Below are 26,817 nucleotides of genomic sequence, written 5' to 3'. Positions count from 1 at the left end.
CCCTGTCAAACTTTGCAATTCAGTAAATTCTTGCGCTGAAACAAAAAAGCGAAGAAAAGACTGTCCGATACATGGCACCGGACAGCCAGGAAAGGTGATTTTGTTTACCTTTGACCCTTGAAATAAGGCACACCGTCCGCTTTCGGCGGCTCTGCCTTACCGACAAAACCGGTCAGGACAATCAGTGTCAGCACATAAGGCGCAATCATCAGGACCACCGAAGGAAGCCTGTCCAGATAAGGGATCTGCTGACTGGTGATGCTGAGTGCCTGAGCAAAACCGAAGAAAAGCGACCCCAGCATGGCGCCGATCGGATGCCATTTCCCGAAGATCATTGCCGCCAGTGCCAGAAAGCCCTGGCCGGCAATGGTTGAAATGTTGAAGTTGGACGTAATCGTGACCAGATACACCGCACCGCCGATTCCGCCAAGCACACCGCTGATCATCACACCGATGTAACGTAGTTTGATGACGCTGATGCCCAATGTGTCTGCCGCCTCAGGATGTTCACCGACTGCCCGCAGTCTCAGGCCGAACGTGGTCTTAAACAGGATGTACCAGCAAATAAAAGCAAACAGTATAGCAATATAAGAGGTATACGTTACCTGCTGGAAGAAGATCGGCCCGATAAACGGAATATGGCCAAGAACCGGAATCGTTGTTTTATCAATATTATTGGCAATATACGGGGTCTGACCCTGTCCATTATAAATCATCTTAACCAGATAAATAGTCAGGCCGGTCGCCAGAAAGTTCAATGCCACACCACTGACGGTCTGATCCGCATGAAACGAAATGGATACAACCGCATGAATCAGCGAAAAAATGCCGCCGGCCGCCGCCGCAATCAGAATGGCGATCCAGGGTGATGCGGCACCCACACCGGCATGCTCCAGAAACAGAGTGGCCACAGCACCTGTGAATGCACCGACCCACATCAAGCCTTCCAGTCCGATATTCACAACACCCGATCGTTCAGAAAAGACGCCGCCCAGTGAAGTGAAAATAAGCGGAGCTGCAGTCAGCAAAGTTGAGGGGATAATAATCGTTAATACTTGAAAGAAACTCATGACTTCCGCCCCTTTCGTGACATGCGAAGCCAGATCCATTTAATGGCATAACTGGATCCGACAAAGAAGATGATCAATGCGATCACAACCTGAATCAGATCGGTCGGCACACCGGCCACCGACTGCATCGTCAGGCCGCCTGTTTGCAGACCGGCAAACAGGGCTCCGGAAAGCACTACGCCGATCGGTGTGTTCATACCGAGCAAGGCAACGGCGATCCCATTGAATCCGATTCCGGAAAAGCTGGACATGATCGACATATACTGGTAGGTCCCGAGTCCTTCCATGGCACCGGCAAGTCCGGCAAATACACCGGAAATTGTCATCGACAGAATGATGTTCCGAGAAACATTCATACCGGCGTATCTTGATGCATCGGGACTGAAGCCGACTGATCGCAGTTCAAAACCCATCGTTGTCCGCCACAGAAGAAACCACATAACGACCACCGCAATGATGGCGACGATAAATCCCCAGTGCAACCGGGAACCTTGCGTAATGGTAGCCAGAAAATTGGATGCCAGAGAAGCTGACGACGGAATCGTTGGCGTCCGCTCGCCTTCGGTATATAAAAAGTTTTTAATGATGTAGGCTGTGGAGTAAAGAGCTATGTAGTTCATCATAATGGTTGAAATAACTTCATGCACTTTGAATCTGGCTTTCAGCAAACCGGGGAGGAAACTCCATAATCCGCCGACAAGGCCGCCGACAATAATCGAAAGCGGCAGAAGGATCACCTTCGGCAGCCCGTCCAGTTCAATCGCACAGGCGACTGATGCCAGCCACCCTGCCATCAGTTGTCCTTCTACACCGATATTGAACAGGCCGGTTCTGAAAGCGAATGCGACAGCCAGACCGGACAGGACGAGTGGAATCATGGCACGAATCGTTTCTCCGCCGTAATAAGGCTGAAGAAAGATCGACTGGATAATCGAACCATAGGCAAGCAGCGGATTATAGCCGCCGGCAAGCATAATCACGGCACCGCAGAGCAGGCCCAGAAAAACAGAAATGACAGGGATCAGAAGCGTCAGCCAGTTGATTTTGCGAAACCACGTGCTCATGCCTGATGCGCCTCCTTTTTATGCCCGGCCATCAACAGACCCAGCTCATTTTCATTGGTTTCTTTAGGATTCACAATATCAATAATACGTCCCTCATTGATCACGGCAATCCGGTCGCTCAGGTGCAGAACCTCATCCAGTTCGAATGAAACGAGCAAAACCGCCTTTCCCATCTGCTTCTCTTCAAGCAGCTTACCATGAATGAATTCAATCGCACCGATATCCAGCCCCCGCGTCGGCTGAGCGGCAACGAGTAATTGCGGACTCCGGCTCACTTCCCGGGCTACAATCACTTTCTGCTGATTACCTCCGGAAAGTGAGCGCGCCAGTGTCCGCTCACTCGGCGTTCGGACGTCAAATTCTTCGATCAGTTGTTTCGCCTGTTGCGTGAACACTTTCGGGTGAAGAATTCCGGAGGAGGCAAAGGGCTTGCGGTAATAGGTCTGCAACGCAAGATTTTCGCCAACCGTAAAATCCAGTACCAGACCGTCTTTCTGCCGATCCTCCGGGATATAGCCGAACCCGTTTTCCGTGATTTTTCTCCCTTTATGATTCGTCATATCCTGTCCGTTGATCTCGATCGTCCCCGAACTTGCTTTGCGCAAGCCGGCAATCGCTTCGACCAGCTCTTCCTGGCCATTGCCGTCGACACCTGCAATACCAAGGATCTCACCACCATGAACTGACAAGCTGAGGTGGTTGACCACCTTCACTCTTCTGGAATCAAGGACGGTCAGATCCCTGATATCGAGTACTTTACCTTTTGGTTCATATGCCGTGTTATTAATCTGCGTATTGACCTTGCGACCAACCATCATATTAGCCAGATCATCGGGGTTTGTATCGGCGATCGCCATCGAATCGATCACTTTACCGCGGCGGATGACCGTCACCGAATCACATGCCTCAAATATTTCCTTGAGCTTATGGGTAATCAGAATGATGGATTTTCCCTCGCTGACCAGGCGTTTCATGATCTGGATCAGTTCCTTGATTTCAATCGGCGTCAGCACAGCGGTCGGTTCATCGAAGATCAGAATGTTCGATCCCCGGTACAGTGTCTTAAGAATTTCGACACGCTGCTGCATCCCGACACTGATATCTTCAACTTTTTTCAGAGGGTCAATATCCAAGCCGTACTTATCCGACAGATCCCGGGCAATTTTTACTGCTTTGGCCATGTTCAGCCTGCCCAGATGACTCGGCTCTTTGCCAAGAATAATATTCTCTGCAACGGTAAACTTATCGACCAGCATAAAATGCTGATGCACCATGCCGATGCCAAGCCGGTTGGCATCATTCGGATCAGTGATCTTCACTTTTTCACCATGAACATAAATTTCGCCCTCATCCGGTTGATAAAGGCCGAAGAGGATATTCATCAAGGTCGACTTGCCGGCACCGTTCTCCCCGAACAGTGCATGTATTTCTCCCTCTTTGACCTGGAGAGTGATATTATCATTGGCCACAATACCCGGAAAAGCTTTCCGGATATGCTTCATTTCAATCGCATATGCCATCTTCTCTGTCTCCCGTCTCCAGTGATATCGGTCATATTTAATAAGATGCAGTACAGGTCATCATCGACCGCCGTACCGTCATGGTGTAATAATTGTATTCAAGCAGCGGGGGCACGCTGAATTTTTCTCATTAATAATGATGGATGGGGCACGTATAATCCGCACCTCATCCATCAGGAAGAACATCATTACTTCAGTTTTGCTGCATAAGCTGCATATTCCTTGTCCGTTGTCGGGACGACGATGCTGCCATCAATAATTTTCTGCTTATACTGATTTGCGGAATCCAGAACTTTCTTGGAAACATTCTTGGTTGTCGGAGCAAGGCCGACACCATTTTCCTTCAGGCCATATGCAAGAACCTGGCCGCCAGGGAACTTGCCCTGTTTCGTTTTCGATGTGACATCATAGATGGCCTTGTCGACACGTTTAACCATCGAAGTCAGTGTTACGTTCTGAGGAAGACCCTGTGCATACTGGTCTTTATCAACACCGATAACCCAGACCTTCTTGCCGTTCTTCTTCCGGTTCTTTGCTTCAGTGAATACACCATTACCAGTGTCCCCGGCAGAGGCATAGATGATGTCGGCACCCTTGGTGTACATCGTCGAAGCAATGCTCTGTCCCTTATCCGGAGCATTAAATGCACCTGCATACTGAACATAAACCTGAGCCTTCGGATTTACGGTCTTGACACCGGCTTTGAAGCCATTTTCAAATTTTTTGATCAGTGCTGAGTTGATTCCGCCGATGAAACCGACTTTGTTGGTCTTTGTTGTCAGACCGGCAACGACACCGACGAGGAAAGATCCCTGCTGTTCCTTGAATGTCAGACTGGCCACATTTTTCAGAGGTTTGTTATTCTTGTCAACAGCTACAGCATCAATAATACCCAGATGAGCTTTCGGATTTTGTTCCGCAACTTTCTGAACATCATTCTGCATCAGAAATCCGATACCGAATACAACGTTGAAATTCTGGTGAATCAGCTGGTTCAGGTTCGGAGAATAATCAGAAGCTTGTGTGGACTGGAGATATTTGACCCCGGTACCCACTTTCAAGTTGTTATCCTTGCCAAAGTTCTTGAGGCCTTCCCATGAAGACTGGTTGAAGGATTTGTCATCAACACCGCCGGTATCTGTTACCATGCCGGCCTTAAATGACGTCCCTGCGGTTGACGATGCACCGGATTTGCTGCCCGACCCGCATCCGGCTAATACTGTGGCAAGGACCACAAAACAGGCAACGAGAATCGCTATTCTCTTTTTGAACACAAAAAAAACCCCCCGTTTTTTTCTTAGTATCAGATTTCACAAAAGTAACTATACAGTATTCGATCAAAAAAATAAATATAAAAATGCACAAAAAGCGTAAATTATTCGGAGAAAATCGAATAATGTTCGCTTTTGGCATTATCAGGCACCTTTTCATTCCTGCAGACTACCAAATAAATTCTACCGCATACCGTTCTTTTTTGGCAGAAATGGTCAGATTATCTGACATTGCTTTTTTCCTGTTCCATTGATCTGCTATACTGAAGTCGTCAGCTGTCGAACCGAATAAGGAGGATATCATATATCATGGACCATTTACTTTTTATTGAAACCGGTGTCGGTACCGATGTTCATGGTCAGGATGTAACCACTGCTTCTGTACGTGCCGTCATCGACGCCATTCATAAGAACTCAATGCCTGGAATTACCGATGTGCTTCCGGAACACGACCTGAATAATATGAAGGTCACCATCCGGCTTGCCGTTCCACTGGATAAAGAGCTGGTCGACCTTGAGAAAGTCAAAGCTGAAATCCCCTATGGAACGGTGACGGTCGTTGTTACCGACGGGGGAATGGCGACCCCAAGCGGCATTTTCCTCAAGGATAAGAACGATCGCAATGATCTGATGTATATTGTGAATGCAGCCGTCGAAGTCGGCTACTGATCCAATAGCCACCGATAGTCCTGTCAAAGGGGCCGGCTGCATCACCCTGCCAGCCCCTTTTTCTGCATTATTTTTTCAGTAATCTTTTAAAAATCAGTGCCATGCCAAATGTCAGGAATGAGAGGATCAGGACAATGAAATTGAGATCATAGGCCGGCAGAAAACGCGTTTTATCTCCCTCGATTTCATAGACGCCTACAGGCCGGACGGAAAGGCCGCCGCCACCACCGCCGCCATTCGTATGGCCTGCAGCCTGACTGATCCGGGAATTTCCGCCGCCACCACCGCCTGCTGCACGAATTTTGGCAACCGGAATGACCTTTTTCCCTTCCACCGTCACAGGTTCGCCGTAGACCGACGAAACCTCTTTGTTCTTCAGAATCGTTTCGACAAAATTGGTAAAAGGCTGCGAACCGGACTTTTCAGCATTTTGTTCACCGTTGTTCGGATTTTCAGACATTTAACGTCCCTCCCCATACTTATCCTTGAGCTCCCTGCGCCACACATGCTTATCCATGGATTGCGGATCCGGGGACATCGGCCGGAAACATCGCATGACCTCTGTCCTTCTCCTGCTCTTTCAGTTTATCATGTGGCAACAGCGTCCGGACACAATCCGGACATTATTTTGTAAACCATTTATGATTTTTCCAGGCAGAAAAATATATCTTTCATGTGTCTTTACACCTGTAATATTTACTTCTATAATAAGGTCAAGTTTGACGGTACATGCTAAGAAAAAGGCGCCCGGCTGGAACTTGTCAAGGCGCTCTCATCATGAATTCAGGGGGATCGCTAAATGTCTGCTACAACTGTATCTGCTGCACCTGTAAAAGGAGAAAGAAAGCTGCTCGGCGTTGCCGGGCTGGCCTGGCTGTTCGACGCGATGGATGTCGGGATGATCTCATTTATTATTGTCGCGCTGGCCCAGGAATGGAAACTCAACGAAGTTCAGATGGGATGGATCGGGAGCATCAGTTCGATTGGAATGGCCGTCGGTGCGTTCCTGTTCGGCATCCTGGCCGACCGGGCAGGACGCCGGAATGTTTTGATCCTGACCATGCTGCTGTTCTCCATCGGTGCTGGATTATCGGCACTGACCACGGGTCTTGCCATCTTTCTCGTCCTGCGCTTCTTTATCGGCATGGGCCTCGGCGGTGAATTACCGGTTGCCTCTACGCTTGTTTCGGAAAGTGTGGCAACGGCAAAGCGGGGCCGCACCGTTGTTCTGCTGGAAAGTTTCTGGGCAGGCGGCTGGATCGTCGCAGCGCTGATCTCATATTTCATCATCCCGCAGTATGGCTGGCGCATTGCCCTGGTCATCGGCGCACTCCCGGCCTTCTATGCGATCTATCTGAGATGGAGTATTCAGGACTCAGAAAAGTTTGAAGCAAAGAAGAAAGAAGAAAAACAAGGTTTTCTGAAAAACATCGCCGAAGTCTGGTCGGGAAAATATGCGAAACGTACAATCATGCTCTGGATTCTCTGGTTCTGCGTCGTTTTCTCGTATTATGGCATGTTCCTGTGGCTGCCGGGTGTTGTGGTCCTGAAGGGATTCAGTATGATTAAAAGTTTTCAGTACGTCCTGATCATGACACTCGCTCAGCTGCCGGGCTACTTCACTGCGGCCTGGCTGATTGAAAAGTGGGGCAGAAAAATGGTGCTGATTGTTTACCTGCTCGGAACCGCCATCTTCGCCTTCTTCTTCGGCATCGCTTCCACCCTGCCGCTGCTGCTGACCTCCGGTATCCTGCTTTCTTTCTTTAATCTGGGGGCATGGGGCGCATTGTATGCCTACTCACCGGAACAGTATCCGACACTGATCCGTGGAACCGGTACCGGTATGGCTGCAGCATTCGGCCGGATCGGCGGCATTTTCGGACCGCTCCTTGTCGGTTATCTGATTGTCAGCCGCACTAGTATTTCTGTTATTTTCACCGTGTTCTGTATCTCAATTATTATCGCCGTACTTGCTGTACTGTTTTTGGGAAAAGAAACGAAGAATCAGGAACTCGGCTGATACGCCGGGCAGCATAAAACGGTCCCCGTAAACGATGGGGACCGTTTTTTTCGTTGGTCAAATGAATTTAATGGGGCTCAGACTGCGCCTCTTCAGAAACCGTTCGTTTCAGGAACAATGCAAGAATTAATGAGACAACGGCCAGAATCATGGCGATCAGGAAAGCTGTGCTCATACCGGAAACCATCGCCTGACGAATCTGTCCGGAGTTGGTCGGATCTGCCGATCGGCTTAGATAAGCCTGTTGTCCTGAAGCCATTATTCCGACGAACAAAGCTGTGCCAATTCCGCCCGCAACCTGTTCCAGCGTATTCATGATCGCTGTCCCGTGCGGATAGAGTTTCTTTGGAAGATCATTCAGTCCTGTTGTGGAAACCGGCATCATCACCATGGCCATGCCGATCAGCAGGACGGCATAAAGAATGACCACATAGACAGTGTTTTCTGCAATGTTCATTCGGCTCATCAGGAAGATGACGAGGATCATCAGCAGCATGCCCGGAATAACAAGCCACCTCGGCCCAAATTTATCAAACAGCTTGCCCATAATCGGAGACAGAAACCCATTTATCAATCCGCCCGGAAGAAGTACCAGGCCGGCGCCGAACGACGACAGCAGCAGCACTTTCTGCATGTAAAGCGGCAGCAGGATCATCGTCGAGAACAGCGTCATCATCATCAGGATCAGGATAATCGTCGACAAGGCGTACATCGGAAATTTAAATGTATGCAGATTCAGGATCGGATGGTCAATGGCCAGCTGGCGCCAGACAAACAGGATCAGCGACACGGCACCGATCATCATCATGACCGGACCGACAGCACCGCCTTCAGCACTGGAGCCCATACCATAGACCAGCCCGCCGAAACCGACTGTCGACAAAATAATTGAAGGAATCTCAACAGCCGGCCGTGTGACATCCGATACATTTTTCAGATAACGTGCCGCAAAAGCAATGGAGAAAACGGCAAGCGGAATCACCAGATAGAACAGCCAGCGCCAGGAGAACACGGAAATAATTAACCCGGACAGTGTCGGGCCAAGAGCGGGTGCAAACATAATAACCAGTCCGATCATCCCCATGGCTGCACCACGTTTTTCAGCCGGATAAATGTACAGGATGGTATTCATCATCACCGGCATCAGCAGCCCTGAGCCGGATGCCTGAATCACGCGACCCAGGAGCAGGAAGCCGAAAGTCGGCGAAAAACCGCAAATCACCGTACCCAGCAGGAAAAGCGCCATCGCACCGAGGAACATCTGACGTGTGGTGAACCATCCGGCAAGTAAAGCGGTAACCGGCATAAGAATCCCGATGACCAGCATATAAGATGTGGCCAGCCATTGCACGGTTGTCGCCGACACATTGAATGTCTTCATCAGGTCGGCCATCGCGATGTTCAGAAATGTCTCATTCAGGATCGCTACAAATGCCCCGATGATCAGTGCAACCGTAATCATCCCTCTTCTGATCTTCTGTTCTTCTTGCCGGATTTTCTGTTGACTCATTCGTTCAAAACTCCTGTCATTAATTTACTTGATCGTCAGGTCAACGAAACCGGACCGTTGTTTTCCGCTGACCGGAATCTTTGTCCGACCCGTACATTTGTTCATTCTCTCATAAATTAATTATTAAAAAAAGAAATATACGCTTTCTCCAACTGTCACCAAAAAAATCGTCTGATTTCCGGACTGTCCGTAAAAATCTTCCTGGTTCCGGTCAATAAAAACGTCCGTACAGATAAGTGTGCGGGCGCTCCTGTAATCATCTATTTAATCATTCCCAGTAGTCTTTATCAGCGCTGCGGCGACCAGAACCAGTTATCGGCCTTTTCTTTCCGGTCACTGACAGTGCTTTTACTTTTGGCCAGCTGTCCTGACAAGTCCATAAACCATTCCCGGTCGGACGTGATCAAGGCAAGGTCGGCCAGACTGCGCAGCTGATCATTGTTGAACGGCTGAACCGGGAAGGGTTTGATCAGATAGTTCAGCGTCTCAACCGTCCTGCCGACCGTTGACTCACGATCGCAGGCGACAACGGCAACCTTAACCGTTCCGTCATTACTGTCAAAGTCGATGACATAGCCACACATCAGCTCGCCGTTTACTGTTCTTCCTTTTACCCAATCGCCCTTTTTCCAGCTTGATCTTTGCTTCATCACCTATCACCACCGATCCTGTAATTATTTTTCCGAGAGACTTTTCGCAGCAGATATCTCCGTGCCGGACTCTCCCTGAAGTTCGCGAAGGAGAGAGCCGATCGATTGCTTCGACAGATACTTTTCCAGAACATGTTCCGCACCTGAGAAGGTCCGCTCCAGTGCCAATCTGATTCCGCTGCTCTCCGCTTTGCCAGTCTTATCGTCTGAATCCGAACACCAGTTGAGCTTCAGGGCGCTGCATGAGGTCATCCGGTAAATTTCAGCCAGACTGCAAGTCTCCGGATCACAGGCAAGACGGTAACCCCCGCCCAGACCTTCTTTTGTCCTGATCAGACAATTTCTTCTCAGAAGACTCATAATCTTCCTGACCCGGGCCGGGTGTGTATGCACCTTACCCGCCAGAGTCTCGCTGTTCCATATCTGTTCGGGTGCGCCTGCCAGGATAATCAGACAATGCACAGCTATCGTAAATTCACTGTTCATTGAATCGTATCCTTTTTAATAGATTAATGTAATTATAATGAATACAGTTTAGAAAATCAAACAAATTACTTCATAAGATGTGCTGAATCGACAAAAAGGATCCGCTTCGGCTGCTCAGGATAGATCTGTTTCGCCGCGCCAGCCCTTGCACACGTCAACCCAGCCCCGGGCATGGCCATATTTATAGAGTTCGTCAATCGTCAGCTCAATCGCTGAGTTACTGCTGCCGCACGCTGGAAAAACAGTTGTAAACCGTTTTAAGGATACATCCAGGAACACCGGCCAGTCCTTTTTTAATGCGAACGGGCAGACACCGCCGATGGCATGACCGACAAGATCAAGTGTATCTTCCGGGGAAAGCATGTGTGCCTTGAAGCCGAACTCATGACGGAATCCCTTATTATCAATTTTCGCATCACCCGCTGAAACAACGAGCATTGCTCCTTCTTTATTTTCTCCGCGGAAGGCCAGCGTTTTGGCAATCCTTTCCGGTTCAACATGCAGATGTTCGGCAGCCAGTCCGACTGTTGCGCTGGACTGATGAAGTTCAATAATATCCTGTTCCCGTCCAACTGCTCGAAACATTGCTCTGACGTTTTCTAAAGTCACTTAAAGTCACTCCATCCTCTATCTTTTTTATTAACCAGTCTATCAGAATTCACTGTCAAATCAAGGATGACGAGTTTTTTTGCAAAATCAACGGGATTATTATAAATTAGACTTAGATACGTGCGACACAGCCTTGTAAGGAAGGGATAATCACACATGACCGAATATATCACGGGTAAAGAAATTTGCAGCAGGTACAATGACATTGAAAATGATGCGTTTGGTACGGACGAGCATAAGTTTATCCTCACGACAGTCGACAAAGAATCTTTGTATGACGCGCCCTGCTCATTCAGCACGAACGGCAAGAATCTGATGACCTTTAAGGAATGGGAGAAAAATCCGCAGAACTATGACGATTATCATACGGATAACGTGAAGCAGATGATTGATTACATTCATGACGGCGGTAAACTTCCGCCGCTGATCTGCAATAAGGACTTTGGATTGTACGACGGCCAGCACAGACTGACGGCTTACAGCATGATGCCGGAGATTAAACAAATACAGATTTATAAGGAAATCTGAAACCTTTTAACGTTATTTTTAAACGAATTAGAGAAGGAAAGAAAAGCCGTCCGCTGAAAAAAGAGGCCTGCTCATTGGTGAGCAGGCCTCTTTTTCAGCGGATCACAGTACTTTACTCAGGAAAGACTTTGTCCGTTCCTCCTTTGGATGGCTGAACAGCTCGTGCGGCTCATTTTCCTCAACAATATACCCGCCATCCATGAAAATGACGCGGTCGCCGACTTCCCGGGCAAAGCCCATCTCATGGGTCACAACAACCATCGTCATCCCGTCTTTGGCCAGACGCTTCATCACATCCAGAACATCCCCCACCATTTCAGGGTCCAGAGCCGACGTCGGCTCATCGAACAGCATCATTTTCGGCTCCATAGCCAGTGCGCGGGCAATGGCAATACGCTGCTTCTGACCGCCTGAAAGCGAATCCGGATACGTTCCCGCTTTCTCTTCAAGGCCGACTTTTTTCAGAAGCGCAATGGCGGTTTCCTTTGCTTCGCTTTTCGGCACTTTTTTCACCTTCATCGGCGCCAGCATGATGTTCTCAAGAACCGTCATATGCGGGAACAGATTAAACTGTTGGAACACCATGCCGACATCCTGGCGAATCTTGTTAATATTTGTCTTCTGCCCGGATATGTCGACGCCCTCAATCAGAACACGCCCGGAAGTAATCGGCTCAAGCTGGTTGATACAACGAAGCAGTGTCGACTTTCCCGATCCTGAAGGGCCGATGACCACGACCACTTCCCGTTTGTCGACACTCAGATTAATATCTTTTAATACTTCATTATTACCGAACGTCTTCTTCAGGTTTTCTACCTGGATCATCATTTTGTTGCCATCCTCCTTTCCGTGAGATGCACGAAGTAACTCATCGTCAGCGTCAGGATCAGATAGATCAGCGCGATCGTCAGATAAGGTTCCCAGACAAGCGAATACTGGGCACCCATGTTTACTGCCCAATAGGTCAGTTCCGGAGCTGCAATATAGGAAACAAGCGATGAATCCTTAATCAGACTGATAAACTCATTACCCATCGGCGGCAGAACGTGTCTCACTGCCTGCGGTAAAATGATATAACGCATTGCCTGTACATGCGTCATGCCCAGCGAACGGGCCGCTTCCGTCTGGCCGTCATCGATCGATTCGATACCTGCCCGGAATACTTCGGCAATATAGGCCGCTTCATTCAGCGACAGCGCCGCGATCCCTGCAAGCAGGCCGTTAGACTGATGAAGCAGCACAGGAACGACACCGAAGTTGACAATCAGGATCTGCACGTAGAGCGGTGTTCCTCGGAAAAAGCCGATGTAACAGAGAAAGGGAATCCGTATCGCACGATGCTTCGACATTTTTCCAAAGCAGATAATCAGCCCGAGCAGTGTACCGAAGACAATACCCGACAATGACAGAATGATCGTGAGTTTTGTGCCCGCCAGAAAGAAGGGCATGTAGCCCCAAATCAGGTCAAAACGAAAATTCAACAAAATCCTCTCCTAACCAAAAAGTTGCCTAACGTTTCTGTTAAGCAACTCTTCAGATTCATTTATTTTCTCATTTTATTTCTGCTGTGCTTTCAGAGCAGCAATATCCGGCGTACTCTTGAACCATTTCTCATAAATTGTTTTGTAAGTGCCGTCATTGTAGAGCTTATTAATCGCTTTGTCAAAATCGGCCTTGAGTTTGCTGTTTTTCGGATACATAATGCCGTAGAATTCCGGAACAAACGCTTTATTATCCTGAATGACTTTTAGATTTTTGCCCGGGTTATTCCGCGCATACTGTTCAATCACCGTATTATCGGCAACGACGGCGTCAGAACCGTGGTTCAGCATATCCAGAATCGCCAGGTTGATCGTCTTGAACTTTCTGACATTCGGATTGTTTTTCCCGACAATTTTCTCAATGGCCACCTGTCCTGTTGTTCCGGACTGGACGGCGATCTTTTTCCCTTTCAGATCTGCTGCAGATTTAACACTGCTGTTTTTGGCAACAAGGATTTTATTTGTGGACAGAAAATAAGGAACCGAGAAATCATAAGTCTTTTCGCGGTCACTTGTAATCGAAATTGCAGAAATGCTCAAATCCGCTGTCTTATTTTTTAATTCAGCGAACACTGGATCCCAGCCGACATTGACCAGGTTGTACTTATAGCCGGCCGCCTTTGCCAGAGCCTTCATAATGTCGACGTCAAAACCGGTCATTTTCCCCTTATTGAGATATTCAAAAGGAGGGTATGTTGCATCGTTCACAACCCGCAGCGTCTTCTTGGCCGCTGCGCTGCTGCTGCCTGAGCTGCCCGCCGAAGCGCAGCCTGTCAGCGCCAGCACGAGCACCAGAATAAGAGACAGAAAAGACAACTTTTTCTTCATGTTCCATTGACCCCCAGTAGTATGTATGAAAAGATATCGCATCAAATTATGTTTCATTATACCCTCATTTTTTCTGAATTGACAGACCAATTATAGAATTTTTTAATAATTCTTGATATACTTTCGGTGATCCGGCGGAAAGAAAAGACATGGACCTGATGGATGAAAACAAAAAAGGACAGAGAATCGTTCTCTGCCCCGATCAAATCTGTTTACTTCATGTTACTGTCACCCTAAGACTTTGACACGCTCGCTGATCAGCTGGAATTCCTTCGGACCTGCCGGTGCCGCAATATTGCCGAACGGCATTTCTGCTCTCAATACCCAGTTTTCCGGAATATCAAAAGTCTTTCGGACAGCGTCATCAATCAGTGGATTGTAGTGCTGAAGCGAAGCACCGATACCGATATCGGCCAGAGCCGTCCAGACGGCAAACTGAGTCATTCCGTTCGTCTGTTCCGCCCAGACTGGAAAATTATCCGCATAAAGGGAAAATTTTTCCTGAAGATTCTTAACGACAGCAACATCCTTAAAGTATAGAACCGTACCGATACCTGCATTAAAGGAAGCCAGTTTTTTCGCCGTCGGTTCAAAAGACTGTCCTTCCGGGAGTACTTTGCGGATGGCCTGTTCCGCGATGCCGCCTTCACCCCACAGTTTGCTGCTCTCCTCGCCAAACAGAATGACTGCACGGGCAGAAGGTGCATTAAAAGCCGCCGGTGTATACTGGACAGCTTCCTCAATGGTTGCTGCGATTTTGTCGTTCTCGATCTTGACGTCTTTGTCAAGGGCGTATATAGAACGACGTTTCTTTATTGCGTCGAGAAATTCATTCGATTTAACAAAAGCCTGCAATGCACTGTTCACAAATAACCGCTCCCAACTAATTTATTTTCTGATACTTACGTAAGTATAGCGTTGACCGGGACAAATGTAAATTATTTTATTTTTGCTTCGGCGGCAGAAACAAACCACTTGTCTGCCCAGCGATGCACTTCGGCAAGTACCGGCTGGATCTCCTGCCCCTTCTCCGTCAGCCGGTAGGTGACCTGGACCGGATAGCCGGTATCGACATGCCGGTCGACAAGGCCGAGCGCTTCGAGTTCTCTCAGACGTGCCGCCAGCATCCGGTCGCTTAGTTCCGGAATCGCATCGGCAATCATACTGAAATGGCACTCCCCGTTTAAAAGCACCTCAATAATCAGTCCGTTCCATTTCTTTCCGATGATTTGAAATGCCTTCTCAAATTTCGGACAGACTGATAAAGTTCGTTTCATCTTAATCACCCCTGACTTTATTTTATTGTAACCTACTTATGAAAAGATACCTACTAAACAGAACGATATGATGATGTCCGGCTGCAGCAATTGCGGACAGGCGTTTAATCAATCGTTTGATTAAGCTCTGCATACCATTTTCAATCTGAAGGACGGGTACCGGCCGGATCGCTGTTTATTGGCCGGATCGGAAGCAATGTCCCGGCAAGAACGATGACGGCACAGCCAAGGAACACACTGCTCAGCGAGTTTTCAGAAGTAATCGGCATCAACAGTAAGAACACAGCCAGATCACAACAGGAATCCACAATGGACAGCAGCGAAATGGTCGTCGCCCTCACTCCCGACGGGATATAGTCATTACTGATCTGCGAATAGATCGGATAGCGAATAACCTGGACAATTTTCAGTAAAAAGAAGATGCCGATGGCTGTCCAGATTCCGGATCGGCAGATTGCCGCCAGCACCAGACCTGCCGCAGACAGGAATCCGGTCGTATACATCAGGACGATCCGTGAACAACAATGCGTCAGCCGGCCTATCGAATTGGCGGCAAAAAAGCCGAAAACAGCTGCCAGCGCATAGAGCACGCCGATCCAGGCGACCGGCACCCCGGCGGTTACAAGATAAGGCTGATCAAAATTTTTAAAAACGGCGCCAGCCGGTATAAAGACCAGTGTGACATTGAGAAACATGACAAGCAGCCGGGGGGCGCGGCGAATGACACCGATCCCCGACTTAATCTGTTGAAATGCCCGGACTTGTTTCTTTTGCGTTACCGCTTTGGGATTCCTTAGAAAAAATGTGAGCCCGAATTCGATGATCTGAAAGCTGATGGTCAGCAGAATCAGCATCGTAAACTGATCATGGCTCAGATCTTTTGCGAGAAATGCCCCGAACAGCACCGAAATGAGCGTCGCAATGAAGTCGCCCGACTGGATCCGCCCCATCGCCTGATCCATTTTGCCTGTCTCGCCGCTCTCCTTTAGAGATTCATAGATGAACGCCTCATCCGCACCGGAATAAAAGGTAACGGAAAGACCGTTAATCAGGCTGGAGACATAAAACAGCCACGGTTCCGTTGCAAATAATAGAAGAAAAATACTGGCGAGTCTGACGAGGCAGCCGGTCAGAAACGAAACCTTCGGCCCGAAACGATCGGCATAAACACCGGTCGGGATTTCGCCAATCAGGACCGCAAAGCTCCAGCAGAACAGAATAATAAAGATATCCCGCTCCGTCAGTCCGTTCTTCAGATAGAAAAGAGTCATCACAGGCTGGAGAAAGTTCAGTGTTCCGAATATTCCCAGCCAGAACAGCAGCCGGATATTGCCTGATGCAAGTGTTTGTTTCATGGTTCATTCTCCTGCTTTTCTGATATTTTTTAAATAAAGGCAAGAAAACAGGAGAAAGTATGGAGCTTCAGCAAACTGCCTCCCCTGTTTTCCGATTAAGGCAGAACAGTTTTGATTTTTGCATGAGCGAATCCCCCTTGTTTGATGGTTTCAGTATACCAGCCTCCTGAAGATCCTTTAAAAAGTTTTTCTGTTCTTGTCCCCAATGTATTCTGCTTTGATAGAATGAAAGAACAGCAAACTTGAGATGAGATGATAAGATGACTGCAAAAACTGCTGTACTGCTTGTCAACCTGGGTACGCCCGACGCCCCGGACACCGCTTCGGTGCGCCGCTATCTCGGAGAGTTTCTCAGCGACCCGCGGGTCATTGACTTGCCCCGCTGGAAATGGCTGCCGATTCTGCACGGAATTGTCCTGCGCGTCCGGCCCGGCAAATCCGCCAGGCTTTACCAGTCCATCTGGTCGAAGAACGGATCGCCGCTGCTCTACTGGAGCCGCAAGCAGCGGGATGCACTGGAAAAGCGTCTGGCTCCGGATCATATCCGGGTGGAACTGGCAATGAATTACGGAAATCCTTCACTTCCGGACAAACTTGAAGAACTGCACCGCTGGGGTATGCGCCGGCTCGTTCTTCTGCCGCTGTTTCCCCAATACTCCTCAACCACGACCGCTGCAATCTGGGACCGGACCATCCGGACGGTTGCCAAATGGCGTGATCTGCCTGAATTCCTGTTTATCCGTGATTATCCCGATCATGCCGATTACATAGATGCCATTGCCGACCGAATCCGGCCTTATCTGGTTGAAAACGACGCTCCCGACGCTCTGGTTCTCTCGTATCACGGCATACCCGTCCGCTACGCAGAAAGCGGTGACGATTATCCGGAACGTTGCCGGAAAACCACCAATGCCCTGAGAGCAAAGTTTCCGGACCTGAAAATTATTGAGAGCTTTCAGTCGAAATTCGGCAATGAGCCGTGGCTGGAACCGGCCACAAGCTCAGTACTCAGGAAATTACCCGCCGACGGTGTGAGAAACATCCTGATTGCAGCTCCTTCCTTTACTTCAGACTGTATTGAAACGCTGGAAGAACTCCAGAAGGAGAATGCGGCTGTTTTTCATCAGGCAGGCGGCAGCCATTACCATTACCTGCCGGCGGTGAACGACCATCCGCTGTTTCTCAACTGTCTGGAAGACCTCGTCCGGAAAAGGATCGGATCATAACGGACGGCATGCTTCACTTCCGTGTAACCGTTTCAATACTTATGTTAGTGAAAATATTGAATTTTTTGTTCAGATTAAATATACAAGAGTATAGTGATTAAATAAGGGCCTATTTAATCGTCAAAATTCGGATTACGGGAAATCAATTACAGGATAGGAAAGAGGACCATCATGAGAATTAGTGCAGAATCTGAACGTACATATTTACAGAAGGTATTTGCTGCAACCGGCTTTTCAAAAGAAAACAGTGACCTGCTCGCCGATACACTGGTGGATGCTGACTTGCGCGGCATTTCATCTCACGGTATTCAGCGATTGGCATGGTATTTGAACATGGTCAAAGAACACACCATTGAACCGAAAAATGAAGTCAAGATTTTGAAAGAAACGCCGACAAGTTTACTGATCGATGCCAACAAGAACATGGGCCAGGTCGCCTGTGCACTTGCCATGCATCAATTGATTGAGAAAGCGAAGAAGTCGGTTGTTTCCATCGCCGTCATTCGAAATTCAAACCATTTTGGAACCGCCGGATACTGGGCACGAATGGCTGTTAAGGAAGGGCTGATCGGCATTGCCAACACGAATACCCGCCCGCTGGTCGTGCCAACCAATGCGACGCAAGCCTTTTTGGGGTCAAACGCGTTTGCTTTCACTTTCCCGGCAGAACCCCATCCGTTTGTGTTTGACGGGGCAACGTCCGTCGTATCCAGCGGTAAAATTCAGGTTCTGGACAAAAACAATCAGGATATTCCCGGTGAATGGGCTGTTGATAAAGACCGCAAAATTGTGAAGAGCGCCAGAAAAGCTGAAGATATTCTTGCGACAGCAGCCTTCACACCCCATCAAAAGGGCGGCGGCGTCCTGACCCTTGGCGGCGTTGAAGAAAATAATTCAAATTACAAGGGATTAGGAAATTCGCTGGTTGTCGAATTACTGACAGGTATCCTGGCGCAAGGGTCTATTTCTGCCGATACAAGCGTCGGCAAGCATGACTTCAGTCAATTTCTGATGACGATTGATCCGTCGTTCTTTGGTGATCTGGATACACTGAGAGAGCACGTCACGAGCATGTTTGATCGGATCCGGAACCTGGAACACCTGCCGAATACCGAGATCAAGATTCCGGGTGACCGTGAATACAAGCGTTATGCCGAGAACAGCAAGAACGGGGTTGCCGTGGACGACAAGACGGCTGCGGATCTGAAACGAATTGGTCAGGAATTGAACGTCACTGTGCCGGAAGCACTGTAATCATTGAACGAACGGTAAAACCTCCAAAAAGCCACCAAAGGCGACGGAGGTTTTATCTCTTTTTGGGGTTTAACGCCTGATACCGTACCGATTCATAATTCTTTAACAGGTGTTGTATAATAAACTGGGAAAACAGCCATTGCAACAGTCATTACGTGTACGACATTTTTACAGGAGGCGGACTTATGACCCAGTATCAGCAGAATGAAGTCTATCACGGATTCCAGTTTTTACATAAAGAACAAGTCCCGGATATCGGCTCGGAAGCCTTTCTTTTCAGGCATGTCAAAAGCGGTGCCCGGCTGCTCTATCTCCGGAATGAAGACGAAAACAAGGTTTTCACCATCAGTTTCCGGACTCCGCCGGAAGACAATACCGGCGTTTTTCATATTCTTGAGCATTCGGTTCTCTGCGGCTCTGATAAATACCCGGTGAAAGAACCCTTCGTCGAATTACTGAAAGGTTCTTTAAGTACCTTTCTGAATGCGTTCACATTCAGCGACAAGACGATGTATCCGCTGGCGAGCAAAAATGACAAGGATTTTCAGAACTTGATCGATGTTTATCTCGATGCGGTCTTCCATCCGAACATTTACAAATACAAGGAAATCCTTCAGCAGGAAGGCTGGCACTATGAACTGAATGATGCCAAAGAACCGATCCATCTGAAGGGCGTTGTTTACAACGAAATGAAGGGGGTCTTCTCGTCGCCGGAAGGTTTACTGATGCGTGCCAACCAGAGTTCGCTGTTTCCGGATACGTCATACGGATTCGAGTCCGGCGGCGATCCGGAGTATATCCCGGAGCTGACCTACAAGCATTTTATTGATTCCCACCATAAATATTACAGCCCGGCAAACAGCTATATTTACCTGTATGGAAAACTGGATATCGATCAGAAACTGGATTATCTGGACAAACAGTATTTAAGCCAGTTTGACAAGATTGACGTGGATTCATCGATCGCCGAGCAGAAACCGACCGGAAAAACGGAAGCGGTCCGTTCTTACCCGATTCTCCCGGGCGAAGACGAGAAGGATAAGACCTATCTGAGTCTGAATTTCGCCGTTTCAGAATCAACCGATCCGGAGACGTATTTGGCCTTCGACATGCTCGACTATCTGCTTCTGGACAGTCCTGCTGCCCCTTTGAAAAAAGCCATTCTCGATGCCGGAATCGGCCGTGATGTCTTCGGCTCCTACGACAACAGCATCCGCCAGCCTTATTTCTCTGTGAATGTAAAAAATGCCAATGAAGATCAGAAAGATGCTTTCAAAAAGGTTGTTCGTGATACGCTGAGCGGTCTTGTTCAGAACGGGATCAGCAAAAAGCTGATCGAAGCAGCTATCAACGTCAAAGAGTTTCAGTTGCGTGAAGCGGATTACGGTTCGATGCCGAAAGGGCTGATCTACAGCATCACGATCATGGACAGCTGGCTTTATGACGGAGATCCGCTCACCCACATGCGTTTTGAAAAAACACTGGCGAAGATCAAACAGGCATTGTCCGGCCGTTATTTTGAATCGCTGATTGAAAAATACCTGCTGAACAGCAACCATGAATCGCTGGTCGTCGTCAAGCCCTCCCGGACTATGGCGGGTGAAGAAGCCGAGGCATTAAACCGGAAACTTGCCGAATTTAAAAAGCGTCTTGATCCGTCCGCACTGAATCAGCTCGCGGCCAACACGAAGAAGCTGCAGCAGCGCCAGTCGTCAGAAGACCGTCCGGAAGATCTGCGTAAAATTCCGCTGCTGTCGCTCGACGACATTGACAAGAAAACTGAAGCACTGCCGCTATCTGAAACCGAAATCGATGGGGTCAAAACCCTCTTTCACGACTTGCCGACAAATAAGATTGCCTATCTCGGCCTGTATTTCGACACTGCTGCAGTGCCTCAGGATCAAATTCCGCTGCTTGCACTGCTCAAGGAATTGCTCGGGAAAATCGACACGGAAACTTACGACTACGAAGCACTGGTCAATGAACTCAACATTCAGACCGGCGACGTTCATTTTGAAACCAATGTCATTTCGGATAAAACCGACGACAGTCAGCTCGCGACGAAGTTTACCGTCAAAGCCAAGATCCTGCAGGACAAACTGCCGGAGGGCATCCGTCTGATCCATGATATTCTCGGCCGCAGCCGGTTCGACAACAAAAAGCGGATTCATGACTTGGTCAAAGAAATCAAATCGCGCCTGGAGATTGCCTTCAACCAGAGCGGCAATGCCGTTGCACTGCGGCGTGTCGGTGCTTATTTTTCAAAATCGGCAGCATACAAGGAACGGCTCAGGGGACTGGCTTTCTATCAGTTCATCCGCGATCTGGATGCCGGTTTCGATCAGAAGTACGATCAGCTGGCCAGTGAATTGAAGCAACTGACCGGTTCCCTGTTCAGCAAAGATCGCCTGATCATCGGACTGACCGGAAATCATGAGATCTTTGAACAGTTTAAAGGACAGTTTGACCAACTGGATTTGAAAGCCATTCCGGATAGCCGGACATCATCCGTTTCGATTGATCTGATTCCGGCCCGTAACGAAGGCCTGATGACCTCAAGCAAAGTGCAGTATGCTGCGAAGGGTGCCAATTTCAGACAGCTCGGCTTTGACTATACCGGCCAGATGCTCGTGCTGAAACAGGCGCTGACGCTGGATTATCTGTGGAACCGTGTCCGCGTGCTTGGCGGTGCCTATGGCTGCGGGATCTCAGCCGAATCCTCCGGCAATTTCATTTTCTGGTCCTATCGCGATCCGAATCTGCGCGAAACCTTGAAAATTTATGATGAATCAGCCAAGTTTGCCGCGTCTTTCAAAGCGGATCCGTTCACGATGACCAAATATATCATCGGCACGATCTCCAGCCTGGACGCTCCGCTGACACCAAGCGGTATCGGCGAATTGTCCGACGAGCGCTACTTCGCCCATGTATCGGAACAAGATATTCAGCGGATCCGTGAGGAAGTGCTTGCGACAACACCTGAAGACATCCAGAAGTTCTCCGGACTGTTGCAGAAAGTCACCGATGAGAATCACATCTGCGTCTTCGGCGGCGAATCAAAAATCAAGGAAGACAAAGAATTGTTCGGAGATTGTGTGGATACGTTCGGCTAAAAGTTAAAAATGAAGCGCCGCGGATGTTCATCCGCGGCATTTTTTTACCCGCACTTATTTGTCAGCGACACGTTCATGCCACATTTATAGTAATATTTACCATTATTTATCCATTAATTGTTCATTAAAAAGTCTTAAGTACACGTTCGTTTGCTTCACTATTTCGGAAAACAGTGATGCAGAATTGTCTCGCTGTCCTTAACACTATGTGGATCAACCGTCGCAGTGACCTTTTCTTTTTAATCTTTTCGCCCATGAGAAAAGTCCGTACATTTACCGAAAAGTAACAGCCCCTTTTCATCACATTGATGTATGTTCGTTAAAATTTTCTGTGAAGGGCATTTCAATCTCAAAGGGAGTGAAAAATTTTGAAATTCTGGCACGCGAAACAGTTGGGTGCACTCTTCATTGCCGGCATGCTGACATTTGGGATCGGCATCATCTCACCAGGGATCGGAGCCAAGGCAGAAACAAACCAGCCGGGAATCGCTGTAACGAAAGTGGTTCCTACCTTTACGGGAGATTCCCGGACGACAAAGGGGTTCACCTGGTACACGAGCCTGCAGTCCGTCCGCAGTGATCTTCAACTGGTGAAAAAGGCAGGGAAAAGCCAGCCCCGCTTTGACAAAGCACTGCGTTTTAAAGGGACAAGCTATGTTTCATCGAACAGCTCTGCCGAGCAGGTTCACAAGGCTGAAGCAAAGGGCCTGAGACCGAACACAGAATATTATTACCGTGTGGGTGATGCCAAAGCCGGTATCTGGAGTAAAACAGGCATCATTAAAACAGCGCCAAAAAAGAACACTGCCTTCACCTTTCTCGAACTGACCGACCCTCAGGCAAAAAGTGAAAGTGAAGGAGAACTTGCCGCCGATACCTTTAATCAGGCTGCAGCTACGGTGAAAAATTATTCGTTCATGACGGTAACCGGGGACTTTGTTGACGACGGAACGGTTGAACCCGAGTGGGACTGGCTGATCAATAACAGTCAGAAGGTCTGGGGAAATACAACGGTCGTACCGGCTGCCGGTAATCATGAGCGCAAGAATAATGCGTTTATCGACCACTTCAATCTGAAACCCGCTGCTTCGGATACCAATACGACAGGGGCGTACTATTCTTTCACTTACAGCAACACACACTTTGTGGTCTTGAATACGAATGAAGACTCCAGTCAGTACCGTGATTTCACTCCGGCTCAGGTAAACTGGATGACTTCAGATATCAAGAAAGCAAAAAAAGCCGGGGCAAAATGGACCGTCGTTCTGATCCACAAAGGACCTTATACAACCTCAAATCATGCCACTGACTCCGATATCATCGATACAAACGGCGTCCGCAATCAGATTGCTCCGCTGATCGGCAAACTTGGCGTTGATCTGGTCATCCAGGGCCACGATCATATCTATGCACGCTCAAAACCGATCAACGGCCAGAATCAGGCCACACAGCCGACAAAAATCACCGAATGGCTGAATGGACAGGCGATCGATTATTCCGTAAACCCGGACGGCGCTGTCTATGTGATCCCGGCCACAGCCGGACCGAAAACGTACAAGAGAAATACCTCGCCGCTGCTTGGTGATTCCTTCTTTAATATGTTCGATCGTGCGGAAGAGAACCATGCGCTGAAGTATGGACTCGATCCGTCTGATCCGACAAGACCGGTCCGCGGCGCGATTCAGAATTTTGCCGGTGTGACGATCGATAACAACAAGCTCACGGTTGTTGTCTATGAAGTTGACCGGATCAAAGGCACTGCACCCTACGTCATCGATCAGTTCGGCATCGTCAAGAACAGTGTGAACCAGCGCTGAACCCAGTGAATCAGACCGGCAGATCATCTTGCGCCATTGTAAAAGCGGCTATCCTCAGATAGCCGCTTTTACTGCTCATTTCATTCATCATTACATGGCTTTAAGCCGCTCAATCCGGCTCTCAATCGGCGGATGTGTGGCAAACCAGTTCGACGCCTTCCGTTTTTCTCCGAACGGACTGGCAATATACATCGATGCCGTCGCCGGTTTGGCATTCTTCAGACCCTCCGTATCGCTGCTGATCTTGGTCAGCGCCTGAACCAGGCCCTGCGGATCCCGCGTCAGTTCCACAGCCGAAGCGTCGGCAAGGTATTCACGGTTTCGGGAAACCGCCAGCTGCACGAACTGAGCCGCCAGCGGTGCGAGGATAATTAACACGAGTGCGACAATCATCAGGATCGGATTGGACTTATCATTGCTGCGCTTACTGTTCCTGCCCCCGCCCCAGAAGAACATCCGCTGACCGACGTTGGCAATGACGATGATGACGCCGACGAGCGCAATACATAAAGTCATCAGACGAATGTCGTAATTACGGATATGGGAGAATTCGTGAGCGGCCACGCCGGCAATTTCTTCCCGGTTCAGCCGTTTCAGCAATCCACTGGTAAAGGCGATCACACTTGAATCAGGCTTCATGCCGGTCGCAAAGGCATTCGGAGACGGATCGTCAACGATATAGACTTTCGGCATCGGTACATTGGCGGCCACGGAAAGTTCCTCAACAACATTGAACAGCATCGGATTATCTTTTTTCTGAATCTCATGGGCACCGGCCATGCCGAGTACCTGCGCCTTTGCACTGGCAAAGGTGACCGGCACATAAAAGCAAAGAACAATGGCCGTAATCACAATACCCATCAACGAATCCCCGCCGGCAAAGTAGCCGACCGCCCAGCCGATGGCCAGTACAAGCAGGCAGAAGAAAACAAGCAGCACGAATGTTTTTCGCTTATTCTGCTGTATCTGTTGATATAACATGGCGGGCCTCCGTCAGAACGTCACCTTTGGAACTTCGCGGTCCGTCTCCGGGATCGTCAGCAATTCTTCCCGTTTGAACCCGAATAGTCCGGCGATCAGATTGGTTGGAAAGGACTCCCGTTTGATATTGTAATCCTTGACCGTTTTATTGTAGAGCTGACGTGAATAAGCGACTTTATTTTCAGTCGTAGCCAGTTCTTCCTGCAGACTGAGAAAGTTCTGATTCGCCTTCAGATCCGGATAGGATTCCGCCAGGGCAAAAATCGACCTCAGTGCCCCTTCAATCTGATTGTCTGCTTCGATGCGCTGCTGCGGGGTCCCGCTGACCAGACGGTTGCGTGCTTCAATGACCTGAGAAAGTGTCTCCTTTTCATGTTTGGCGTAACCTTTCACGGTTTCAACCAGATTCGGAATCAGATCATGCCGCCGCTTCAGCTGAACATCAATCTGGCTGAAAGATTCCTGAACCCAGTTGCGATACTTAACCAGACCGTTGTATGAAACAATGAAGAAAATCACGATAATCGCAATTACAGCGATAACAATGATCAGTGTCATTCGGTATTCATCCTTTCATTTTGTGGATCGTCATATCCTTTTCTATTAAAGTATACCATGATTCGCAGTGTATTCAGACGGTTCGCCCCACTTGTTACAGTTTCCGGCAATTCCGGTTCCCGGCCTCTGAGATATGCCCTGTTTCGGCTTTTTTCGACGGTTACTGACAAAAACGTCCTACCGATTCGGTCTATCATGTGATAGAGTGGCACTGGTGGCCTTTTTTTCAGATCGGCCTTTAGATCTTCTTGCACAGGTGATATTGGTGATGAAAAAATATATTAAACAGATCATACTCATTCCGCTCACATTGATTATTTTATTTTCCATTATTTATGGTGCGGACCGGGTCATTCATTTTTACCGGCCGGGAACTGCGGTTAATCATTCACAGACCAGTGCCGCGCCCACACGAACTTCCCCGGTACCGGCAAAAGACAAAATCACAACCCAAAAGATGACCATCGGCGCCGTCGGTGACATTCTGATTCACGACCGTGTATACAATCCCGCCCGGACGCGACAAGGATTCAATTTCAAACCAGCGTTCAGTGCTGTCAAAAAGGTTATGCAGAAACCGGATATGCTGACGGCCAATCAGGAGTCTGTGCTCGGCGGTGCGAAGCTTGGCTTATCCTCTTATCCGATGTTCAACAGCCCTCAGGAAGTCGGACTGGCTGTCAAGGATGCCGGGGTCGACATTTCTTCGACGGCAAACAATCATGCTCTGGATAAGGGCGAAGCCGGCATCGTTGCCGAACTGAAATTCATGAACCGGATCGGTATGAAGCACGTTGGCACATATATGACGCCTGCTGATGCCAACAAGACGGTCGTGACCCGTTCACATGGAATCCGTGTGGCCTGGCTCTCCTATACCTTTGGAACCAATGGCATGCCGATCCCTGAACACAAACGTTATCTTGTTAATTTGATCGATAAGAAGAAAATAAGCAGGGATCTCCTTGCCGCCAGAAAGAAGGCAGACCTTGTCGTCGTCAGCATGCACTGGGGGATTGAATATCAGCGTCTTCCGGATCAGCAGCAGAAAGCGCTGGCCCGTTTTGTTGTTAATTCGGGAGCGGACATTATTTTCGGCGCGCATCCTCATGTCCTGCAGCCGATGAACTGGGTTAAAGCAAGGGACGGCAGAACCGCACTCGTTGTTTATTCATTGGGGAACTTTTTCTCCGGACAGAAGGACGGAATATATAAACAGCTCGGCGGTATGGCAACCATCAGGGTGACTAAGAAGATCAGGGACGGGAAAACCATATCTGTCCGTTTAGGCAGACCATCCTTTTTCCCAACCTATGTCACCCACAAGGGAGGCATGTATCGCGTAGTACCTCTGTCTGACGCAGGGGCCTATGGTCTGAAAAATGCGCATCAGAAATATCGGGAAATAATGCACCATGAGCTTGACGGCGTGCAAACAGGCAGACAGTGAATCTTCTGCTGATGGATAAA

At 48.7% G+C, this 26,817-nt stretch carries 25 protein-coding genes; 8 read left to right on the top strand and 17 right to left on the bottom strand.

Translation table 11 applies throughout. The annotated features are described in order from the left end of the window. Positions 1–104 precede the first annotated feature (104 nt). From D889_RS0109470 to D889_RS0109455, 4 genes are all read right to left on the bottom strand, one after another. Positions 105–1,070 (bottom strand): ABC transporter permease, encoded by a 966-nt coding sequence (locus tag D889_RS0109470; RefSeq protein ID WP_010631828.1) that lies wholly within the window; start codon positions 1,068–1,070, stop codon positions 105–107. Beyond that, on the bottom strand, positions 1,067–2,134 hold the full coding sequence (locus D889_RS0109465) for an ABC transporter permease (protein ID WP_010631827.1): 1,068 nt from the start codon (positions 2,132–2,134) through the stop codon (positions 1,067–1,069). The genes D889_RS0109470 and D889_RS0109465 overlap by 4 nt, the downstream gene beginning before the upstream one ends. Continuing rightward, on the bottom strand, positions 2,131–3,654 hold the full coding sequence (locus tag D889_RS0109460) for an ABC transporter ATP-binding protein (RefSeq protein WP_010631826.1): 1,524 nt from the start codon (positions 3,652–3,654) through the stop codon (positions 2,131–2,133). The genes D889_RS0109465 and D889_RS0109460 overlap by 4 nt, the downstream gene beginning before the upstream one ends. A gap of 188 nt (positions 3,655–3,842) precedes the next feature. Next, a complete protein-coding gene (locus D889_RS0109455) occupies positions 3,843–4,928 on the bottom strand; it encodes a BMP family lipoprotein (protein WP_010631825.1) in 1,086 nt (361 codons plus the stop codon). A 306-nt stretch (positions 4,929–5,234) separates the two neighbouring features. Between D889_RS0109455 and D889_RS0109450 the strand changes: the two genes are divergently transcribed. Further along, positions 5,235–5,594, top strand: a complete 360-nt coding sequence (locus D889_RS0109450) for a Lin0512 family protein (protein ID WP_010631824.1) — start codon at positions 5,235–5,237, stop codon at positions 5,592–5,594. Positions 5,595–5,661: 67 nt separating this feature from the next. Here the strand turns inward: D889_RS0109450 and D889_RS0109445 are convergent, their stop codons facing one another. Then, positions 5,662–6,054, bottom strand: coding sequence for a spore germination protein GerW family protein (locus D889_RS0109445; protein ID WP_010631823.1), 393 nt, complete (start codon positions 6,052–6,054; stop codon positions 5,662–5,664). A 339-nt stretch (positions 6,055–6,393) separates the two neighbouring features. On the opposite strand from D889_RS0109445, the gene D889_RS0109435 reads away from it, so the two are divergent. Then, positions 6,394–7,614, top strand: a complete 1,221-nt coding sequence (locus tag D889_RS0109435; RefSeq protein ID WP_010631822.1) for an MFS transporter — start codon at positions 6,394–6,396, stop codon at positions 7,612–7,614. Positions 7,615–7,681: 67 nt separating this feature from the next. Here the strand turns inward: D889_RS0109435 and D889_RS0109430 are convergent, their stop codons facing one another. The 4 genes from D889_RS0109430 to D889_RS0109415 form a co-directional block, all read right to left on the bottom strand. Beyond that, positions 7,682–9,124 carry an MDR family MFS transporter gene (locus D889_RS0109430; RefSeq protein WP_010631821.1) on the bottom strand — a complete coding sequence of 481 codons (1,443 nt, stop codon included), beginning with the start codon at positions 9,122–9,124 and terminating at the stop codon, positions 7,682–7,684. Positions 9,125–9,411: 287 nt separating this feature from the next. Continuing rightward, positions 9,412–9,774: a hypothetical protein gene (locus tag D889_RS0109425; RefSeq protein WP_010631820.1), complete on the bottom strand. Its 363-nt coding sequence runs from the start codon at positions 9,772–9,774 to the stop codon at positions 9,412–9,414. Positions 9,775–9,798: 24 nt separating this feature from the next. After that, positions 9,799–10,260, bottom strand: coding sequence for an Rrf2 family transcriptional regulator (locus D889_RS0109420; RefSeq protein WP_010631819.1), 462 nt, complete (start codon positions 10,258–10,260; stop codon positions 9,799–9,801). Positions 10,261–10,374: 114 nt separating this feature from the next. Next, on the bottom strand, positions 10,375–10,869 hold the full coding sequence (locus D889_RS0109415; protein WP_018962303.1) for a YbaK/EbsC family protein: 495 nt from the start codon (positions 10,867–10,869) through the stop codon (positions 10,375–10,377). Positions 10,870–11,025: 156 nt separating this feature from the next. Between D889_RS0109415 and D889_RS0109410 the strand changes: the two genes are divergently transcribed. Further along, the gene (locus D889_RS0109410; protein WP_010631817.1) at positions 11,026–11,397 is read left to right on the top strand and encodes a ParB N-terminal domain-containing protein; all 372 of its coding nucleotides are present in this window, start codon (positions 11,026–11,028) and stop codon (positions 11,395–11,397) included. Between the two features lie 102 nt (positions 11,398–11,499). On the opposite strand, the gene D889_RS0109405 is transcribed toward D889_RS0109410, so the two are convergent. From D889_RS0109405 to D889_RS0109375, 6 genes are all read right to left on the bottom strand, one after another. After that, positions 11,500–12,222 (bottom strand): amino acid ABC transporter ATP-binding protein, encoded by a 723-nt coding sequence (locus tag D889_RS0109405; RefSeq protein WP_010631816.1) that lies wholly within the window; start codon positions 12,220–12,222, stop codon positions 11,500–11,502. After that, positions 12,222–12,878 carry an amino acid ABC transporter permease gene (locus D889_RS0109400; protein WP_010631815.1) on the bottom strand — a complete coding sequence of 219 codons (657 nt, stop codon included), beginning with the start codon at positions 12,876–12,878 and terminating at the stop codon, positions 12,222–12,224. Before D889_RS0109400 ends, D889_RS0109405 begins: the two co-directional genes overlap by 1 nt. Before the next feature lie 75 nt (positions 12,879–12,953). Further along, complete coding sequence (locus tag D889_RS0109395; RefSeq protein ID WP_010631814.1) at positions 12,954–13,766, bottom strand: basic amino acid ABC transporter substrate-binding protein; 813 nt, start codon at positions 13,764–13,766, stop codon at positions 12,954–12,956. Positions 13,767–13,994: 228 nt separating this feature from the next. Further along, on the bottom strand, positions 13,995–14,633 hold the full coding sequence (locus tag D889_RS0109385) for a nitroreductase family protein (RefSeq protein ID WP_010631813.1): 639 nt from the start codon (positions 14,631–14,633) through the stop codon (positions 13,995–13,997). Positions 14,634–14,704: 71 nt separating this feature from the next. Further along, positions 14,705–15,043, bottom strand: a complete 339-nt coding sequence (locus D889_RS0109380; RefSeq protein WP_010631812.1) for a winged helix-turn-helix transcriptional regulator — start codon at positions 15,041–15,043, stop codon at positions 14,705–14,707. A 140-nt stretch (positions 15,044–15,183) separates the two neighbouring features. Beyond that, positions 15,184–16,398: an MFS transporter gene (locus tag D889_RS0109375; protein WP_010631811.1), complete on the bottom strand. Its 1,215-nt coding sequence runs from the start codon at positions 16,396–16,398 to the stop codon at positions 15,184–15,186. A 260-nt stretch (positions 16,399–16,658) separates the two neighbouring features. On the opposite strand from D889_RS0109375, the gene hemH reads away from it, so the two are divergent. From hemH to D889_RS0109355, 4 genes are all read left to right on the top strand, one after another. After that, the gene (gene hemH / locus D889_RS0109370; protein ID WP_010631810.1) at positions 16,659–17,624 is read left to right on the top strand and encodes a ferrochelatase; all 966 of its coding nucleotides are present in this window, start codon (positions 16,659–16,661) and stop codon (positions 17,622–17,624) included. A gap of 171 nt (positions 17,625–17,795) precedes the next feature. Beyond that, positions 17,796–18,878, top strand: coding sequence for an Ldh family oxidoreductase (locus D889_RS0109365; RefSeq protein WP_010631809.1), 1,083 nt, complete (start codon positions 17,796–17,798; stop codon positions 18,876–18,878). Between the two features lie 185 nt (positions 18,879–19,063). Then, on the top strand, positions 19,064–21,991 hold the full coding sequence (locus D889_RS0109360; protein ID WP_010631808.1) for an insulinase family protein: 2,928 nt from the start codon (positions 19,064–19,066) through the stop codon (positions 21,989–21,991). Positions 21,992–22,359: 368 nt separating this feature from the next. Further along, positions 22,360–23,808: a purple acid phosphatase family protein gene (locus D889_RS0109355; protein WP_010631807.1), complete on the top strand. Its 1,449-nt coding sequence runs from the start codon at positions 22,360–22,362 to the stop codon at positions 23,806–23,808. Positions 23,809–23,898: 90 nt separating this feature from the next. Here D889_RS0109355 and htpX read toward each other — a convergent pair whose 3' ends face one another. Continuing rightward, positions 23,899–24,789: a zinc metalloprotease HtpX gene (gene htpX / locus D889_RS0109350; RefSeq protein ID WP_010631806.1), complete on the bottom strand. Its 891-nt coding sequence runs from the start codon at positions 24,787–24,789 to the stop codon at positions 23,899–23,901. A 12-nt stretch (positions 24,790–24,801) separates the two neighbouring features. Next, positions 24,802–25,347 (bottom strand): LemA family protein, encoded by a 546-nt coding sequence (locus D889_RS0109345; RefSeq protein ID WP_010631805.1) that lies wholly within the window; start codon positions 25,345–25,347, stop codon positions 24,802–24,804. Between the two features lie 268 nt (positions 25,348–25,615). Here D889_RS0109345 and D889_RS0109340 point away from each other — a divergent pair, with 268 nt between their 5' ends. After that, positions 25,616–26,797: a CapA family protein gene (locus D889_RS0109340; protein WP_010631804.1), complete on the top strand. Its 1,182-nt coding sequence runs from the start codon at positions 25,616–25,618 to the stop codon at positions 26,795–26,797. Positions 26,798–26,817 lie beyond the last annotated feature (20 nt).

It is taken from the genome of Sporolactobacillus vineae DSM 21990 = SL153, assembly GCF_000377985.1.
In the GTDB taxonomy this organism is placed as follows: domain Bacteria; phylum Bacillota; class Bacilli; order Bacillales; family Sporolactobacillaceae; genus Sporolactobacillus; species Sporolactobacillus vineae.
Note: the sequence above shows the minus strand (reverse complement) of the source record. Positions and strands in the feature narration are given on the sequence as shown.

Bases quoted from the DNA above. Each gene is read 5' to 3' on its own strand.
- D889_RS0109470 (WP_010631828.1), bottom strand. From the start codon at position 1,070: ATGAGTTTCTTTCAAGTATTAACGATTATTATCCCCTCAACTTTGCTG.
- D889_RS0109465 (WP_010631827.1), bottom strand. From the start codon at position 2,134: ATGAGCACGTGGTTTCGCAAAATCAACTGGCTGACGCTTCTGATCCCT.
- D889_RS0109460 (WP_010631826.1), bottom strand. From the start codon at position 3,654: ATGGCATATGCGATTGAAATGAAGCATATCCGGAAAGCTTTTCCGGGT.
- D889_RS0109450 (WP_010631824.1), top strand. From the start codon at position 5,235: ATGGACCATTTACTTTTTATTGAAACCGGTGTCGGTACCGATGTTCAT.
- D889_RS0109445 (WP_010631823.1), bottom strand. From the start codon at position 6,054: ATGTCTGAAAATCCGAACAACGGTGAACAAAATGCTGAAAAGTCCGGT.
- D889_RS0109435 (WP_010631822.1), top strand. From the start codon at position 6,394: ATGTCTGCTACAACTGTATCTGCTGCACCTGTAAAAGGAGAAAGAAAG.
- D889_RS0109430 (WP_010631821.1), bottom strand. From the start codon at position 9,124: ATGAGTCAACAGAAAATCCGGCAAGAAGAACAGAAGATCAGAAGAGGG.
- D889_RS0109425 (WP_010631820.1), bottom strand. From the start codon at position 9,774: ATGAAGCAAAGATCAAGCTGGAAAAAGGGCGATTGGGTAAAAGGAAGA.
- D889_RS0109420 (WP_010631819.1), bottom strand. From the start codon at position 10,260: ATGAACAGTGAATTTACGATAGCTGTGCATTGTCTGATTATCCTGGCA.
- D889_RS0109410 (WP_010631817.1), top strand. From the start codon at position 11,026: ATGACCGAATATATCACGGGTAAAGAAATTTGCAGCAGGTACAATGAC.
- D889_RS0109405 (WP_010631816.1), bottom strand. From the start codon at position 12,222: ATGATCCAGGTAGAAAACCTGAAGAAGACGTTCGGTAATAATGAAGTA.
- D889_RS0109395 (WP_010631814.1), bottom strand. From the start codon at position 13,766: ATGAAGAAAAAGTTGTCTTTTCTGTCTCTTATTCTGGTGCTCGTGCTG.
- D889_RS0109380 (WP_010631812.1), bottom strand. From the start codon at position 15,043: ATGAAACGAACTTTATCAGTCTGTCCGAAATTTGAGAAGGCATTTCAA.
- D889_RS0109375 (WP_010631811.1), bottom strand. From the start codon at position 16,398: ATGAAACAAACACTTGCATCAGGCAATATCCGGCTGCTGTTCTGGCTG.
- hemH (WP_010631810.1), top strand. From the start codon at position 16,659: ATGACTGCAAAAACTGCTGTACTGCTTGTCAACCTGGGTACGCCCGAC.
- D889_RS0109365 (WP_010631809.1), top strand. From the start codon at position 17,796: ATGAGAATTAGTGCAGAATCTGAACGTACATATTTACAGAAGGTATTT.
- D889_RS0109360 (WP_010631808.1), top strand. From the start codon at position 19,064: ATGACCCAGTATCAGCAGAATGAAGTCTATCACGGATTCCAGTTTTTA.
- htpX (WP_010631806.1), bottom strand. From the start codon at position 24,789: ATGTTATATCAACAGATACAGCAGAATAAGCGAAAAACATTCGTGCTG.
- D889_RS0109345 (WP_010631805.1), bottom strand. From the start codon at position 25,347: ATGACACTGATCATTGTTATCGCTGTAATTGCGATTATCGTGATTTTC.
- D889_RS0109340 (WP_010631804.1), top strand. From the start codon at position 25,616: ATGAAAAAATATATTAAACAGATCATACTCATTCCGCTCACATTGATT.